Source organism: Nonomuraea sp. H19, assembly GCF_052068215.1.
Lineage (GTDB): Bacteria > Actinomycetota > Actinomycetes > Streptosporangiales > Streptosporangiaceae > Nonomuraea.
In genome coordinates this window covers 382,564-397,796 of the sequence record NZ_JBQHCV010000003.1, presented here as the reverse complement: position 1 = coordinate 397,796, position 15,233 = coordinate 382,564, and the positions used below count along the sequence as shown (strand labels likewise).

At 70.6% G+C, this 15,233-nt stretch carries 15 protein-coding genes; 7 read left to right on the top strand and 8 right to left on the bottom strand.

What is annotated here, in order from left to right; all coding sequences use genetic code 11:
* Positions 1–182: 182 nt before the first annotated feature.
* Together ACTMTI_RS08555 and ACTMTI_RS08550 are read left to right on the top strand one after the other, a co-directional pair.
* Positions 183–467: a hypothetical protein gene (locus tag ACTMTI_RS08555; protein ID WP_441119334.1), complete on the top strand. Its 285-nt coding sequence runs from the start codon at positions 183–185 to the stop codon at positions 465–467.
* Positions 468–507: 40 nt separating this feature from the next.
* Positions 508–768: a hypothetical protein gene (locus ACTMTI_RS08550; protein ID WP_441119333.1), complete on the top strand. Its 261-nt coding sequence runs from the start codon at positions 508–510 to the stop codon at positions 766–768.
* Between the two features lie 93 nt (positions 769–861).
* Here ACTMTI_RS08550 and ACTMTI_RS08545 read toward each other — a convergent pair whose 3' ends face one another.
* The 4 genes from ACTMTI_RS08545 to ACTMTI_RS08530 form a co-directional block, all read right to left on the bottom strand.
* Complete coding sequence (locus ACTMTI_RS08545; protein ID WP_441119332.1) at positions 862–2,157, bottom strand: DUF2252 domain-containing protein; 1,296 nt, start codon at positions 2,155–2,157, stop codon at positions 862–864.
* A gap of 98 nt (positions 2,158–2,255) precedes the next feature.
* A complete protein-coding gene (locus tag ACTMTI_RS08540; RefSeq protein WP_441119331.1) occupies positions 2,256–3,029 on the bottom strand; it encodes an SDR family oxidoreductase in 774 nt (257 codons plus the stop codon).
* A gap of 11 nt (positions 3,030–3,040) precedes the next feature.
* Positions 3,041–4,192, bottom strand: coding sequence for an acyl-CoA dehydrogenase family protein (locus ACTMTI_RS08535; protein ID WP_441119329.1), 1,152 nt, complete (start codon positions 4,190–4,192; stop codon positions 3,041–3,043).
* A complete protein-coding gene (locus ACTMTI_RS08530; protein WP_441119328.1) occupies positions 4,179–4,706 on the bottom strand; it encodes a flavin reductase family protein in 528 nt (175 codons plus the stop codon). The genes ACTMTI_RS08535 and ACTMTI_RS08530 overlap by 14 nt, the downstream gene beginning before the upstream one ends.
* Positions 4,707–4,935: 229 nt before the next feature.
* On the opposite strand from ACTMTI_RS08530, the gene ACTMTI_RS08525 reads away from it, so the two are divergent.
* The 5 genes from ACTMTI_RS08525 (at position 4,936) to ACTMTI_RS08505 (ending at position 9,878) form a co-directional block, all read left to right on the top strand.
* Positions 4,936–6,105, top strand: a complete 1,170-nt coding sequence (locus tag ACTMTI_RS08525) for a thiolase C-terminal domain-containing protein (protein ID WP_441119327.1) — start codon at positions 4,936–4,938, stop codon at positions 6,103–6,105.
* Positions 6,105–6,497: a Zn-ribbon domain-containing OB-fold protein gene (locus ACTMTI_RS08520; protein WP_441119326.1), complete on the top strand. Its 393-nt coding sequence runs from the start codon at positions 6,105–6,107 to the stop codon at positions 6,495–6,497. The genes ACTMTI_RS08525 and ACTMTI_RS08520 overlap by 1 nt, the downstream gene beginning before the upstream one ends.
* A gap of 879 nt (positions 6,498–7,376) precedes the next feature.
* Positions 7,377–8,126 carry a GntR family transcriptional regulator gene (locus tag ACTMTI_RS08515; RefSeq protein ID WP_441119324.1) on the top strand — a complete coding sequence of 250 codons (750 nt, stop codon included), beginning with the start codon at positions 7,377–7,379 and terminating at the stop codon, positions 8,124–8,126.
* A 199-nt stretch (positions 8,127–8,325) separates the two neighbouring features.
* On the top strand, positions 8,326–8,934 hold the full coding sequence (locus ACTMTI_RS08510) for a GNAT family N-acetyltransferase (RefSeq protein ID WP_441119322.1): 609 nt from the start codon (positions 8,326–8,328) through the stop codon (positions 8,932–8,934).
* A 263-nt stretch (positions 8,935–9,197) separates the two neighbouring features.
* The gene (locus ACTMTI_RS08505; protein WP_441119320.1) at positions 9,198–9,878 is read left to right on the top strand and encodes a copper homeostasis protein CutC; all 681 of its coding nucleotides are present in this window, start codon (positions 9,198–9,200) and stop codon (positions 9,876–9,878) included.
* 10 nt (positions 9,879–9,888) lie between these two features.
* Here ACTMTI_RS08505 and ACTMTI_RS08500 read toward each other — a convergent pair whose 3' ends face one another.
* The 4 genes from ACTMTI_RS08500 to ACTMTI_RS08485 form a co-directional block, all read right to left on the bottom strand.
* On the bottom strand, positions 9,889–11,040 hold the full coding sequence (locus ACTMTI_RS08500; RefSeq protein WP_441119319.1) for a DUF6986 family protein: 1,152 nt from the start codon (positions 11,038–11,040) through the stop codon (positions 9,889–9,891).
* Complete coding sequence (locus ACTMTI_RS08495; RefSeq protein WP_441119318.1) at positions 11,024–12,325, bottom strand: FAD-dependent oxidoreductase; 1,302 nt, start codon at positions 12,323–12,325, stop codon at positions 11,024–11,026. Before ACTMTI_RS08495 ends, ACTMTI_RS08500 begins: the two co-directional genes overlap by 17 nt.
* An 8-nt stretch (positions 12,326–12,333) precedes the next feature.
* Entirely contained in the window at positions 12,334–13,518 is a 1,185-nt protein-coding gene (locus tag ACTMTI_RS08490; protein WP_441119317.1) for a class I adenylate-forming enzyme family protein, read from the bottom strand.
* Positions 13,519–13,690: 172 nt separating this feature from the next.
* Positions 13,691–15,232 carry an AMP-binding protein gene (locus tag ACTMTI_RS08485; RefSeq protein WP_441119315.1) on the bottom strand — a complete coding sequence of 514 codons (1,542 nt, stop codon included), beginning with the start codon at positions 15,230–15,232 and terminating at the stop codon, positions 13,691–13,693.
* Between the last annotated feature and the right edge of the window lies 1 nt (position 15,233).

Genomic DNA, 15,233 nt, shown 5'->3' with positions numbered 1-15,233 from the left:
GTCAGCATATGGGTCGAACAATATTCTGATTACTCAATGCTACTTTTCGACAACACAGAGTTATAGGCTCGCATCGGCCTTGATCCCCCGGGGTCGAGGAACGGTCAAAGGGGGCGGTGGTGTGCCCGGGTCCATGGTGCCCGCCGCCCTGAAGGGCTTCCCCTGCCGGCGAAGGAGCAGAAGTGATCCAAAGAGTGTGCGCCGCCGCGGCCATCGTTGCCGCGGCCGTCGGCGGCGCACTACTTGCTCTCCCCGCTCATGCCGACGACTGGTCCGACGACTGGCGTGGCCGCACCTGGTCCGGCAACTGGAGCAGCAACAGCGGCTCGGCGCAGTCCGGCAACAACATCGGCGACGTCTTCGGCGGCAACCGCGGCGAGGGTTACTCGACCAACGTCAACAACGTCAACGGCATCGCCTCGACCGCCACCAACGGCGGCACCACCGTGACGTACATCTTCTACTGACCTGCTGACGCCCGGGAAACGGGCAGGAAAGGACATCCACATGATCAAGAAGCTCTGCGCGACCGGTCTCATCGCCGCCGCCGCGGCCGGCGCGACGCTCCTGCCGGCCGCCGCGCACGCGGACACGCACGCCGGCAACTCCAGCTCCAACAGGGACTCCGTCCAGTCCGGCAACAACTTCGGCAACGTCGTCAACTCCAACGTGAGCGGCCGCGCCGCGACCGGCGTCAACAACGTCAACGGCAACGCCGTCACCGCCACCGGCGGCAGCGGCGTCAGCATCGACGACATCCTCGACTGATCGGAGGGCACGGCCGCCTTCCCGTCACGCCGGCCGGAGACCGAGCCGGTCGCGCGGGCAGCACCGGTCAGACGCCGGAAAGGCGGCCGCCGGTCAGACGCCGGGAAGGCGGCCGTTGCGGAACAGATCGACGAACCTCTGGTGGTCGTCCCGGGTCTGCACCCCGTAACGGTGCGCGAAATCCACCAGCATCCCGGCGAATCCGGCCCGGTCACCGCCGATCACCGCCAGGATCGCCTCCTCCGTCGAGAAGTCGACGAGGTCATGGCTGGACTCGTCGTCGGCCACCGCATGCATGCGCGCCACCGCCCGCCCCAGGTCCCGCACGATCGACCGGAGCTCATCCGGCTCGTTCACGTCGTCCCAGTCCAGGTCGGCCGAATACGGCGACACCTCCGCCACGAGTTGCCCCACCCCGTTGAGCGTCGTGTAGCCCAGCCAGGGATCGGCGTACGCCTGCAGCGCCCGCTGCGACTCCGCCGTGCGATGCCCCTGATGCTGGAAGTACGACGCCACCTTCTCGTCCGTCACGTGCCGCGCCACGGCTGGCACGGCGGCCTGCTTCATGTAGAGGATGACGTCGTTCTCCAGCGCCTGTGAGCGCCCTTCGAGCAGCAGGTTGTACGACGGCAGCCCGGCCGACCCGATGCCCACCCCCTTGCGCAGCGCCACGTCCTTGATCACGTGCTCGACCGGGTTCGTCTGCGCGGGCAGCGTGGCCAGATACTCCTCGAACGCGACCAGCACCGCGTCCCTGGTCGCCGCGTCCACCGCCTCGCGCCCGTCCATGAGCGCGAAGCGCCGGTCGTAGTCGTCGATCACGGTCTCGATGTCCAGCAGCGCCACCCGCGTGCTGAGCCGGGCCGTCTGCAGCACCCGGCGCAGCACGCCGGTGGTGGTGTCCAGCGTGAGCGAGCCGATCGCCTCTTCCCCGCCCGACACGATGCCGGTCAGCTCGGCCAGGTACGCGTGCGCGAAGTCGGTCACCAGCACGCCGATCCCGTCGTCGGACAGCGCCTTGGCGTACCCGAGCAGCGCCACGCTGGCGGCGAAGCGCTTCAGGTCCCACACGTACGGCCCCACGTACGCCTCGTCGAAGTCGTTGACGTTGAAGACGAGGACGCCGGAGGCGTTCATGTACGTGCCGAAGTTCTCGGCGTGCAGGTCGCCGTGGATCCAGACGCGGCTGGTGGGCTCGTCGAGGTAGGAGTCGTCGGCGTAGGTGCCGGTCATGTCCGCGTAGAACAGGCACGCGCTGCCCCGATAGAAGGCGAAGGGAGAGGCCGCCATTTTCCGAAATTTCCGCCTAAAAGCGGCTGGGTCTCGCTTGATCGACTCGCCGAACTCCGTCATGAGGACATCGAGCAGAAAGGAGGAGCGTGTGCGCATACGTGGGACAGTAGAGCCGGATCCTCCTGCCGCCTACCCTGAGGTTTCCCTGACAGGATCGAGTCAGCCACCACGAGCAGGCGGTTCGGGCGACCCTGTCAAGGATGCTGGGAGGAGACGGAGACCACCTCGCCCGTCATGTACGACGAGTAGTCGCTGGCCAGGAAGACGATCACGTTCGCGACTTCCCACGGCTCCGCCGACCGCCCGAACGCCTCCTTGGCCGCCAGTTCCTTCAGCAGCTCCTCGCTGGTCACCTTCGCCAGGAACGGGTGCACCGCCAGCGACGGCGCCACCGCGTTGACCCGCACCCCGTGCTCGGCGGCCTCCATCGCGACGCACCTGGTCAGCGCCATCACCCCGGCCTTGGCGGCGGCGTAGTGGGACTGCCCGGCCTGCGCCCGCCAGCCGACCACCGAGGCGTTGTTCACGATGACGCCCGAGCCCTGGCCGATCATGTGCCGCAGCGCGGCCCTGGTGCAGCGCATGGTGCCGGTCAGGGTGACGTCGATGACCGCGTGCCACTGGTCGTCGGACATCTCGGCCAGCGGCGCCGTACCGCCGAGGCCGGCGTTGTTGACCACCACGTCGAGCCGGCCATGCGCCTCGACCACCGCGTCGAACAGCGCCTGCACCTGGGCCTCCGACGTCACGTCGCACGGGACGGCGAGGGGTTTGACGCCGGTGAGCTCGGTCAGCGCGTCGGCGGCGGCGGTCAGGCGGCGCTCGTGCTTGTCCGAGACCACGATCGTGGCCCCCTCCTCGGCGCAGCGCCGGGCGGCCGCGTAGCCGATGCCGGCGCCGGCGGCCGCCGTCACCAGCGTCACCTTGCCGTCGAGCAGGCCGTGTGCCTTCGGGTACTGCGGGGGCATCGCCTCTCCAATCAGCGGGGGAGTCCCAGAGTGCGCTCGGCGATGATGTTGCGCTGGATCTCGCTGGATCCGGCATAGATGGTGTCGGCGCGGCTGAACAGGTAGAGGCGCTGCAGATCGCCGAGCTCGCCCACGAGCCCGCCCTTGCCCTGGACGGCCTGCGCCAGCTCACCCAGCCTGCGATGCCACTCCGACCAGTAGAGCTTGGCGATCGAGACCTCGGGCCCCGGCTCCGGGCGCAGCATCCTGAGCGCGTTGAGCCGCATGATCTCCAGCTCCAGCCAGGCCCGGACGAGGCGGTCGCGGAACACCGGATCGTCCGCCGCGCCGGTCCGCCCGGCCGTCTCGATCACCTTGGCCAGCTCGCGCCGGAAGCCGATCTGCTGCCCGAGCGTGGACGCGCCGCGCTCGTAGCCGAGTGTGGCCAGCGCGACCCGCCAGCCGTCGCCGGGCGCGCCGAGCACGTTCCCCGCAGCCGTGCGCGCGCCGTCGAAGAACACCTCGTTGAACTCCGAGGTCCCGGTCAGCTGCACGATCGGCCGCACGGTGACGCCGGGCTGACGCATGGGGACGAGCAGGTACGACAGCCCGCGGTGCCGCTGCGAGCCCGGTTCGGTACGGCACAGCGCGAAGCACCAGTCGGCCACGTGGGCCAGCGAGGTCCACACCTTCTGGCCGGTGATGACCCACTGGCCGCCCTCGAGGTGCGCCTTCGTCTGGACGTTGGCCAGGTCGGAGCCGGCCTCGGGCTCGGAGTAGCCCTGGCACCACAGCTCCTCGCCCCGCTGGATCGAGGGCAGGAACCGGGCCTTCTGCTCGTCGGTGCCGAATTCGAGGATGGTCGGGCCGATGAGGCCCTCGCCGATGTGGCCCACCCTGGCGGGGGCGTCGGCCCTGGCGTACTCCTCGTGGAAGGCGACCTGGTCCACCAGAGAGGCGGCGCGGCCGCCGTACCGCTCCGGCCAGCCGAGACAGGTCCAGCCGTGCTTGCCGAGGTGGCGCTCCCACGCCAGGCGCAGCTCGTGGCCCTCGTGCTCGCGCCCGGGGCCGCCGAGGCCGCGGGCGGCGGCGAACTCGCCGCTGAGGGTCTCTTCCAGCCACGCCCGCGCCTTCTCGCGAAAGCCGGGTGTCTCGTCGTGGCCCGCCTCCTCAGGAAGGCTCAACGAGCCCCCCGGCGAATGACCCGTACCCGCCGCGGAAGAACACCAGCGGGCCGCCCTCGGCGTGCGTGTCGAGCTGGAGCACCCGGGCCACCACGATCATGTGGTCGCCCGCCGGGTGCTCGGCCTCGACCACGCAGTCGAGCCAGGCGAGCGCGCCCTCGAGCACCGGGTTGCCGCCGGGGGAACCGATCCACTCCAGGCCCGCGAACTTGTCGCCGCCCTTGGTCGCCAGCTGGGCGCACACCTGTTGCTGGTCTTCGGCCAGCACGTTCACGGTGACGACCTTCGCGCCGCGCACCCTGGGCCAGCTCGTGCTGGTGTGCGCCACGCAGAACCCCACCAGCGGCGGGTCGAGCGAGACCGAGGTGAAGGAGTTGGCGGCCAGGCCGCAGGGCTGCCCGTCCTGGGGGTCGAGCGCCGTGATCGCCACCACGCCGGTCGCGAACCTGCCGAGCACCTGCCGGAAACGCCGGCTGTCGAGATGGCCGTTCGCTGGGGATGGGCCCGTCGGCATGGCGGCTCCGTTGCGAATCCTGCGCTGATGGGGCGTCGGAAGGCCGCGACAGCCGTCCGGCGCTATGAGCCGGGCAGCGTGTGTGCTCATGGTCCGCCTCCTAGTCCACCGACTGCGCCTATCATACCAAGCGCTTGCTTGGACGGTAGGGGCAACCGCGAAAAGGTGTCAAGGCGAACCGTCCGGGGTGTGTTGACGTGGGTGAAATGTCCGGCCTAACGTGACTGTTGTGGCCAAGCGCTTGCTTGAATTCCGGGACGCGACAGCGATCGCCGGCATCGGCTACACGCCCTTCACCAAGGACTCCGGCGTGAGCACCCTGACGCTGGCCTGCCGCGCCGTGCTGGCCGCGCTGGCCGACGCCGGCCTCACCGCGGACGACGTCGACGGCCTGGCCACGCACCGGGTGGGCGACTCGGCCCCGCCCACCCTGGTGGGCCCGGCGCTGGGGTTGACGGACCTCGCCTGGCACCTGGACCAGTTCGGCGGCGGCAGCGTCTCGCACGCCGTCGTGGGGCAGGCCGCGCTGGCGGTGGCGGCCGGGCTGGCCGAGACGGTGGTCTGCTACCGGGCGATCAACGCCCGCTCGGAGTTCCGGATGGGCGGGACCGGGCGGGGCGTGCCGGTCAGTCCGGAGGTGCAGTATCAGGCGCCGTACGGGTATGTCGCGCCGCCGCAGCAGTACGCCATGTACGCCCGCGCCCACATGTTGAAATATGGCACCAAGGCCGAGCACTTCGGGCAACTGGCCGTCACCCAGCGGGCCAACGCCGTGAAGAACCCGCGGGCGTTGATGCGGACCCCCATCACGCTGGACGACTACCTGGCGAGCCGGTGGATCGCCGAGCCGTTCCGGCTCCTGGACTGCTGCCTGGAGACGGACGGGGCCTGCGCCGTGGTCGTCACCACGGCGGAACGGGCCCGTTCGCTGCGCCACCCGCCCGCCCTGATCTCGGCGGCGGCCTGGGGCGGCGGCACGTCGCACCTGGCGGGCCCGTCCGCCGACCCCACGGTCACCGCGGCCGCCGCGCTGGCCCCACGCCTCTACGCGCAGGCCGGGCTCGGTCCCGGCGACATCGACGTGGCCGAGCTCTACGACTGCTTCACGTACTCGGTGGTCGTGCAACTGGAGGACTACGGCTTCTGCGCCAAGGGCGAGGGCGGCCCGTACGCGGCCTCGGGCGCCATTTCCCTGGACGGCCCGCTGCCGGTCAACACGCACGGCGGCTTCCTGTCCGAGGGGTACGTCCACGGCATCAACCACATCGCCGAGGCGGTGTCCCAGCTCAGAGGCGATGCGGGGGACCGCCAGGTCAGGGGCGCCGAGGTGGCGCTGTCCACGGCCCAGCCCGGCTACATCCTCCCCGCCACCTCCGCCCTGATCCTCAGGAGGTCGTGATGTACCGGCCCGAGCCCGACCGGGACTCCAAGGAGTGGTGGGAGCGGATCGCCCGGCACGAGTTCGCCGTGCAGCGATGCGACACCTGCGGCGCGAGGCGTTTCCCGGCCAGGGCGTTCTGCGCGCTCTGCCGTACGGAGGCATGGCATTGGGTGGAGGTGGAGCCCGAAGGGGAGGTCGAGAGCTGGATCGTCAACCATCAGGCGTTCCTGCCGGGGCGGCGGGAGCCGTACGTGGTCGTGATGGTCAGGCTGGCGGCGGTGCCGGGGTGCGTGGTCTATGGGAACTGGCACGGCGAGCGGCTCCCGGAGCCCGGCGAGCGGGTGCGGGCGTCCTATACGGACGTCGACGAGCGGCTGGCGCTCGTCAATTGGCAGCCGGTCGGCGGGTGATGGCGATGCGGGGAGACTGAATCCTCATTCACGCCGGCGCACATCCTCGCACTGGTTGACCCTGGTCCGGAATTGGATTAGTACCAACAAACCCACCAGTCCCACCATCGCGAAGCTGCCCCCAGGCTGGGCTCTGAGGGTTGATGATGAAGCAGTAGGCGTCAACGTGGACGGCTCGATCTTGGCGGCGGACGTGAACGGACGGGACTTGGAGACGGGCGTGGCCACGCGGTCACGGGTCATGGTCCTGCCTGCCGTCCGGGCGCCGCCGCCGTACGCGGCAGGCCCCTGTCGGGAGGAAGAGATCCGTTGGTGGTTCCTCGGAGGAAAGCGCGCCCTGGCGGGCGTGGGGGACCCGCCAGGACGCGCTTCCTGCCCCGTGCGCGACGGCGCCAGGACTCCGGCGAGGGATGGAGTCCTAGACCGTGGATTCGCGCACGGAGTCGATGGGGGAGCGTGAAGGCTCCTGCTGCCGGCAACGTGCGGCGATGCGTCGAGCTGCACCAACCGGGTCATCGATGGGGTGCGTGACGGGGGCGCCACCCTCCTCATTCCAGACAAAGGATCCGTCATCGCACCACACGGTCAGCTCAGTCAACACCGAGTGCACGGACATTCCGTCGCCATTGCTCTGGTAGGTGTGGGTGAACCGCTGGCGATGCAACACGTAACGCAGTAAACGTGTTGCGTCGCGAGGGTCATGCCAGGGCAGGTACGGCGTACCCGTGCGGACCGGCAACACTGGCCTTCACCCCCTCACCGGCCTTTAGATGGATTTGTACCAACGAATGGATGATGGGCCGCTGGAGGGGGTTCGGTCAAGGGGTTGTGGCCTGCTAGAACCAGATCGTCTAAATTGTTGGAACAAAAGGGGTGAAAGTGGCAAGGTCGGTGCTGTATCAGCAGGTGGCTGCGGAGTTGCGACGAGCCATCTACTCGGGTGTCCTCGGCCCCGGGGCACAGCTGCCGACCGAGGCGCAGCTCATGGAAGACCACGGGGTGAGCAGGAACACGGTTCGGCTGGCCCTCGGAGAGCTCGTCAACGAAGGGCTCGTCACGCGCACGCCGCGGCGCGGGACCGTGGTCAGAGACCGCAGGCCGCTGCTGATCTATCCGCAGCGGGAGCTGGAGCCGCAACCCAGTGGGGAACTGCGGGAGGCCTTCGCCTACGCCGTGGCACAGGAAGGGCGTGCGCCAAGCCAGTACATCGAGGTCCTGACGGTGTCTCCGGTAGAGGAGATCGCCAGCAGGCTGGAGTTGGCGGATGGGGAATTAGCGGTGGTGAGACGCCGTCTGCGTTTCGTGGACGGCCAGCCGTACAACACCAACGATTCCTATTTCCCCCGTGACCTGGTTGCCGACTCCGAAATCGCCAGGCCCGGAGACATCGCGCGAGGGGCGAACCGGGTGCTGGAGGAGTTGGGTCATGCGCAGGTGCGCGTCGTGGACGACATCTGGGCCCGCATGCCCAACCAGGAGGAGGCCGAGCGCCTCCAACTCGAGCTCGGCACGCCTGTCATGGTGTATGTCCGAGTCGGTTACGACGGGGCCGACATGCCGGTGCGTGTCGCGGTGTCGGTGCTGCCCGCCGACAAACATTTGATCAGATACGAGCTCGATCGCCGCTGAAGGGCTCGGATGAAGGGGTGATTTCGCCGGCCGGGCGCAGCGAGAAATAGCCGCCTCGCTGGCCTAGGGGAGTCGTGCATACTCCCCTAAATCGCCATTTATCCATATATATCGGGGCGAGGCCCCATTTCGGCCTTCCGCGACATTGCGCCATCACGCTATGCGCTCGCGCGGACACCCATCGCAACGGAGTTGTATTATGCACACAAACGCGACAACCATGCTGCACCCGCTCGCACTCCGCAGAGCGGAACCCGCAGACCTTCCCGGCGTACTCACGCTGCTCGCGGACACCGCTGAGTGGCTCTATGCGCGGGGGGTGCGGCAGTGGCCCCGCAACGGGTTCGGCCCCGAGCGGATCGAGCCGCTCATCGAGGAGCGGGTGCTCTTCGTGCTCGACGACGAGCTCAGATATCTCGACCCAGATGCGTCGGCCCCGCCGGTAGCCACCATAGCTCTCGACGACCACGCGGACCCCGAGTTCTGGACTGCGGCCGATGACCCGGGCGCCGCGCTCTACGTCCACAAGCTGGCCGTGGCCCGGCCGTGGTCCGGCAGCGGCCTCGGCGACGCACTCCTGGACTGGGCCTGCGCCTCGGCGTACGCCGCCGGGCTGCCGTGGCTGCGGCTGGACTGCGCCAAGGCCAACCCGCGGCTGCAGCACTACTACCGCAGCCGCGGCTTCCGGCACGTCCGTACGGTGGATCTCCAGCACCGCTCTTCCGGTGCGCTCTTCCAGCGCTCCTCGGCGGACCTGCCCACCACGGCCTTCCGCGATCTCACGCTCGCGGAGCTGATCAGCGCCTAGCGCACCCCCCATGTGCCCGGCCCCGGCCTCGCATGCCCGGGGCCGGGCTCCTGTCCCACCCAGACGCCTCCCGGCCGCCTCGGCCTCCCCCCGGGGCACGAGCCGTGGAGAACACGCGCCTGCGGGCCCTTTGAAGGACGTACGCACCTCGCCGGGGAGCGGTCGGCCCGTCCTTCGGCGCCGTCTCGTCGTCGGGCCCGTGGCCGGGGCCTTCTGCCCACTTCGCGGCGGAAAGGTGCAGAGCACCCTATAACCTCTCCTGCATGACCGGATCCCTGCTCGAGGTGATCGCGCTGAACGTGCGCGACGCCGTGGCCGCCGAACAGGGCGGAGCCGACCGGCTGGAGGTCGTCACCGACATGGCGGCCGACGGGCTGACCCCATCCCCAGAGACGGTTGCCGCGATCGCCGCGGAGTGCCCGCTCCCCCAGATGGTGATGCTCCGCTGCGACGCCAACTTCACCGCCGACGCCCACGTGCTGGACCGCCTGAGCCGGGAGGCCAAGGCGCTGGCGCAGGCGGGGGCCGCGGGGTTCGTGTTCGGGTTCCTCGACCACGCGGGGGCCGTCGATCTGGCGGCCACCGAAGCGTTGATCCACGCCGTGTCGCCGCTTCCGTGGACCTTCCACCGGGCCGTGGATCACGCGGCCGACACCCAGGCGTCCTGGCGGGCCGTGCGTTTACTGCCGAATCTCGCGACCGTGCTCACCTCGGGTTCGCCCTCGGGGGTCGGTGAGGGGCTGGCGGTGCTGAAGGCCCGGGCCGAGGCAGGCGACGGCTCGATCGTCCTCGCCGGCGGCGGCCTGCGCCCGGCTCACGTCCCGGCCCTGCTCGACTACGGCATCCGCGCCTTCCACGTCGGTTCCGCGGTCCGGGCGAGCTGGTCGGACCCGGTGGAGTGGCGGCTGGTACGCCAGTGGCGCGCCCTGGTCGAACGCGACTGACCGGGGCGCGTCAGGGCAGGGCGGCGTCGGCGCGGCGCAGGGCGGCCGCCAGCGTGCGGATCGTGGCCGGCTCGTCCATGACGCCCTCCCCGGCCTCCCGCTGCTCCTCCCATGCGCTGACCCGTTTCCGGTAGGCGTCGTAGTGGGCCAGGTGGAAGGCGTAGACGGTGGCGAACCGGCTCACCAGGTGCGACGGATGCATGTCCCACCCCTGGTAGAACCCGTGCCGCAGCGAGTGCGCGACCAGCTCGGCGTGCCGCTGCCACAGCGCGTGGACGTCCTGCGGCCGGTTCGAGGCGGGCGAGGCGGCCAGCGACCCGTCCGAGAGTTCGACCCCCGTACCGGCGAAGGCGGTCTGCATCACGTGCCGGGCGTGGTCGCAGGCCGGATGGTCGAGCCGCTGCTCGTGCGGCGGCAGCCCGAGCGCGGCCGTGTAGTCGAACACCCCGAAATGCGCTGCCGCCAGGCGTCCGCCCAGCGACTGGACCAGCTCGGCGCGCAGGAAAGGCAGCGTCTGCGGCGCCTCCACCTGCATCTCGAACCGCAGCCGCACCCCCAGCCGAGCCTCGAACCGTTGCAGCACGCCCGCGAACTGCCCGAGGTAGGCCTCCATGAGGACCTTCGGGAAGGTCACGGTGAACCCGGCGGGCAACTCGCCCACCCGCTCCACGACTCCCGTGAGGAACGCGCCGAGCGTGCGCACCGACCGCCGGGGATCGCCGTCCGCGAACGACTTCACCCGCGGCCCCCACCGCCGCGGCAACCCCCCGGCGGCGTGCATCGAGGCCACCGCCGCGGCGGCCTGCTCCACGTGCCCGTCCTCGACGGAGTCAGGGCGCACGCCGTACCCGTCCTCGAAGTCGACGCGCAGGTCCTCGATCGGCTCGGTCGAGAGCTTGCGCAGCACCTTCTCGTGTACGGCCGCCGCCAGCCGGCCGGGCGCCCCGAAGACCGCGCCGAGCTCATCAGGCCCCGCCAGATGCGCCTTGACCAGGGACAGCGCGTGATCGCGCCACTCCGTGACCGTGTGGGCGGAGAACCGGTCGGCGGGGACGTAGACGGTGTGGACCGGCTGCCACCCGGCCTCGGCGGCCGGGTAGCGGTCCTGCTGCGCCCGGTAGGTCTCCGCGAACCCGGGCGGCACGTCAGGGACGACAGGCACGGAGCATGGTCTCCAATCCGACGAGCTTGACGCGTTCGCCGCGCCCGAGCGATCTGGCCAGCTCGGTCTCGGCCGCCTCGATGGCCAGCCACTCAGCGTAGGTCACAGGACGCACGCCCCGTTCGGCCAGCAGCGCGTCGATCGACTCGGCGGCCACGCGTTCGCGGCCCTCCAGGTCGGCCAGGAGCGTGCGGACGGTTTCCGCGGCGTCCGACTTGTTGGTGCCGATCACCCCGGTGGGACCGCGTTTGAGCCAGCCTGCCACGTATTCGCGCTCGCGTATCCGCCCGGCCTCGTTCGGCACGGTCATGGTCTGCTCCGAGAACGGCACCCCGGGCAGCGGCACGCTCTGGTAGCCGACCGAGCGCAGCACCATGCCCACCGGCAGTGTCTCGAACTCGCCCGTGCCCACCACGCGGCCCTCTTCCGACAGGCGGGTGCGTTCGAGCTTGAGCCCCTCGACCCGCTCGGCGCCGAGGATTTCCACGGGCCGCAGCCAGAATCGCACGTCGAGCCGGCGCGGGCGGCCGACCGGCTCGCGGGCGGCCCACGACTGCAGGACCTTGATGTTGCCCTGGACCTGGCGCGGGAAATCGCCGCCCAGGACGACGGCCTCGTCGGGGCGTACGCAGACGTCGGCGTTCGCCAGGTCGCCCAGCTCGCGCAGCTCTTTCAGAGTGAACTTGGCGTGCTCGGGGCCGCGGCGGCCCACCATGTGAATCGCCTTGACCTGGCTCTCGGAGAGGCGTTCGAGCACATCGTGCGGCACGTCGGTGGCGCGCAGCTCGTCGGCGGTCTTGGCCAGGACGCGGACGACGTCCACGGCCACGTTCCCGACGCCGATCACGGCGACCTCGGGGCTGTCCAGCGTGAACCTGCCGGGATCGACGTCGGGGTGTCCGCAGTACCAGTTGACGAAGTCGGTCGCGGCCACGCTGCCCGGCAGGTCCTCGCCCGGGATGCCGAGCTTCCTGTCGACCATCGCCCCGGTGCAGTAGACCACCGCGTCATAGCTGCCGAGCAGGTCCTCGACCGACACGTGCGGGCCGAGCGTGACGCCGCCGAGGAAGCGGACCTCGGGCAGCTCCAGCACCCTCCGCAGGTAGTTCGCGATCGACTTGATGGAGGTGTGGTCGGGCGCGACGCCGTATCTGACCAGCCCGTACGGAGTGGGCAGGCGTTCGAGCACGTCGACCCGCACGGGCTCCAACGACTGCTTGACCAGGGCCTCGGCCGTGTAGATCCCGGCGGGGCCCGAACCGATGACCGCCACACGCAACGCCACGCTGCCTCCTAAGACCCGGCTGCCCAGGGCACACGTCCCTCTAGGTGCAACCGGCCAGTGTGATCGATGTATCCCCGGTCGCCGGTGCGGACGAACCCGTCCTTGGCGAAAACCGGTTGATCGGTGCTGTTGCCAACGTAGCCGCTCATGACCGCTTCTGAACGGAGAAGTACTTCCCCCGGTTGCTCGTGTGGCAGGACCCGCCCCTCTTCGTCCCTGATCGACACGTCCACGCCGCTGCGCGGCTTGCCGACGCTCGCCTCGGCGTCCTCAGGAGGGTCGTCGGGGCGCGTGCCGAGGCCGAGCCCGGCTTCGGTGCAGACGTAGCGGTTGCAGACCGGCACGCCGTACCGGGCGCGCAATGCCCTGATCAGCTCGGGCGCGGCGGGGGCGCCGCCGGACAGGACGAGGGCCAGGTCCGGGAGGTTCTCGCCGCAGTCCAGGACGCGCGACAGCTGGTACGGGCTGCCCTGCAGCACGCCGATCCCGTGCTCGCGCAGCACCCGCGTGGCGCCCTCCACGCTCCACTTGGGCAGGACGTGGCAGGTCCGCCCGGTCTGCAGGAACACCGGGAGCCTGGTGGCGAACCCGAGCCGGCCGAGCGGGTGCGGCACCAGACGCGCCTCGCCCGTACCCCAGCGGGCGCCCGCTCCGTGGGCGCGGATCGCCTCGAGCTGGCGCTCGCCGAACACCACGCCCTTCGGCGGTCCGGTCCTGCCCGAGGTGAACGTGATCACCACCGGGCGGCTCGGATCGGGCGGGAACGGCGGCGGTGGCGGCTCGGCCCTGGGCAGGCCTCCGAGCCGCGCCGGGTCATAGGGCTGGCGTGCGCGGTCGCCGTCGTCCACGGGCAACGTCACCACGTCGAGCCCGGGGAGCGACGGCAGCACGCGGGGTGCGGTGATGACCAGCGCCGGGTTCAGCATGGCCAGCAGTTCGAGGCGTTCCGTCCCGGTGCCCGCGGTCACCGCGCCGATCTTGGCGGCGGCGACGTAGCAGATCACGAACTCGGGGCCGTCGGGTAGGGCGAGAACCACGACGTCGCCGATCCTGGCGCCGCGATGGGCGAGCCCGGCGGCCACGTGATCCGAGAGCCGGTCCAGGTCGGCGAAGGTCAGGCGGGTGGTGCCGGTGACCACGGCCGCGCGCCCCCCGAATCTACGTGCGGCCTCTCCGGCCAGCAGGCGCAACATGGCAGCTCCTGGGGCAAAGGGCGCACTACTAACTTACCCGCTCCCGGCCAGCGTCACCCAGCTTCCATCCACGCGCCCGCCCCCGCGCTACGCCGTCCCGCGCGCCACACCGTCCGGCGCGCCCGCACCTCGCGCCACGCCCTTCCGCGAGCCCGCACCGCGTCGCTCGGGCCTACTCCGCAGTCGCGGCGCGGGCGCGGAGGGTCAGTTTGTCGATCTTGCCGTTGACGTTGGCCGGGAGGGCGTCGACCACGACGACCCGCTTGGGGACCTTGTAGTTGGACATGTTGGCCTTGGCCCAGGCGAGCACGGCGTCGGGGGTCACCGTCGCGCCCGGCCGGGGGACCACGTACGCCACCCCCGCCTCGCCCGTGCCCGGGTCGGGCACGCCGACGACCGCGGCCTGCGCCAGGGAGCCCTCGCGCAGCAGCAGCGACTCCACCTCCGCAGGCGAGACGTTGAAGCCGTTGACGATGTAGAGCTCCTTCTTGCGGTCCACGATGGCGAGGTTCCCGCGTTCGTCCAGCACGCCGACGTCGCCCGTGTGCAGCCAGCCGTCCGCGTCGACGACCTCGGCCGTCCTGACGGGCTCGTTCCAGTAGCCGCGCATCACGCCGTACCCACGCTGCAGGATCTCGCCACGCTCGCCGGTCGCGACCTCTTTGCCGTCGTCGTCGACGATCTTGACCTCGATGCCGGGCACGGGCCTGCCGGTGGTGTTGGCGATCACGTCGATGGGGTCGCCGGCCCTGGTCATGGACACGACCGTGCCCTCCATCAGCCCGTACGCGTTGATCATCCGCTCCAGCCCGACCCGCTCGGCCAGCCGGGTGATGAGGGTCGCGGGGACGGCGGCGGCGCCGCAGATGGCCACGCGCAGCGACGACACGTCCCAGGAGGCGCGGTCGAGCTCGTCCAGGATCCGGTGGAACAGCGTGGGCGGCCCGGCCAGCACGGTGACGCGCTCGGCGGAGACCAGCGACATCAGGGCGTCCGGAGTGAAGATCGGGATCGGCAGCATCGTGGCCCGGCGCAGCACACAGGCGATGAGCCCGGCGTTCAGCCCGAACCCGTGGCTGAAGGGGGCGATGATCGGGTAGCGGTCGCGCTCGTCGAGGGTGACGATCTCGGACCAGTCCCAGTAGCCGCGCAGGACCTGGTCGTGGTCCAGCATGACGCCCTTGGGCGTGCCGGTGGTGCCCGACGTGGACATGATCTCGCACAGGTCGTCAGGGCGGATGGCGAGCGCCCGGTCCTCGGCCTCCCGCGCGGGGACCCGCGTACCCAAGGAACGTAACTCCGCGGCCGGGGGGATGGTGCGGCGCAGGAGGGGAAGCGGCGGGAGGAGATCGGCCAGCGGGACGGCGGCCGGGCCGGCACCGGTGATCAGCACCTGAGCCCCCGTCTTCTCGATCAGCTGCGCCGCCTCGATGCCCTTGAACCGGGACGAGAGCGGCACGATCACGGCGCCCGCGTCCCAGATCCCGAACGCGTGTGCCACCCAATACGCGGAGTTGAGCCCCCACATCGCCACCCGATCGCCGGGGCCGACGCCCAGGGCGATGAGGCCGCGGGCGATCTCGGCGGCCGCCGTCCTCAGCTCGGACATCGTCACCCGCGTGCCGCCCTCGGCGATCACCGTGGCATCGGGGTGCCGGTCGGCCTGGTCGCGCAGCATGCGGGGGAGCGTCCCCCAGTCCGGCATCGGTGCCATC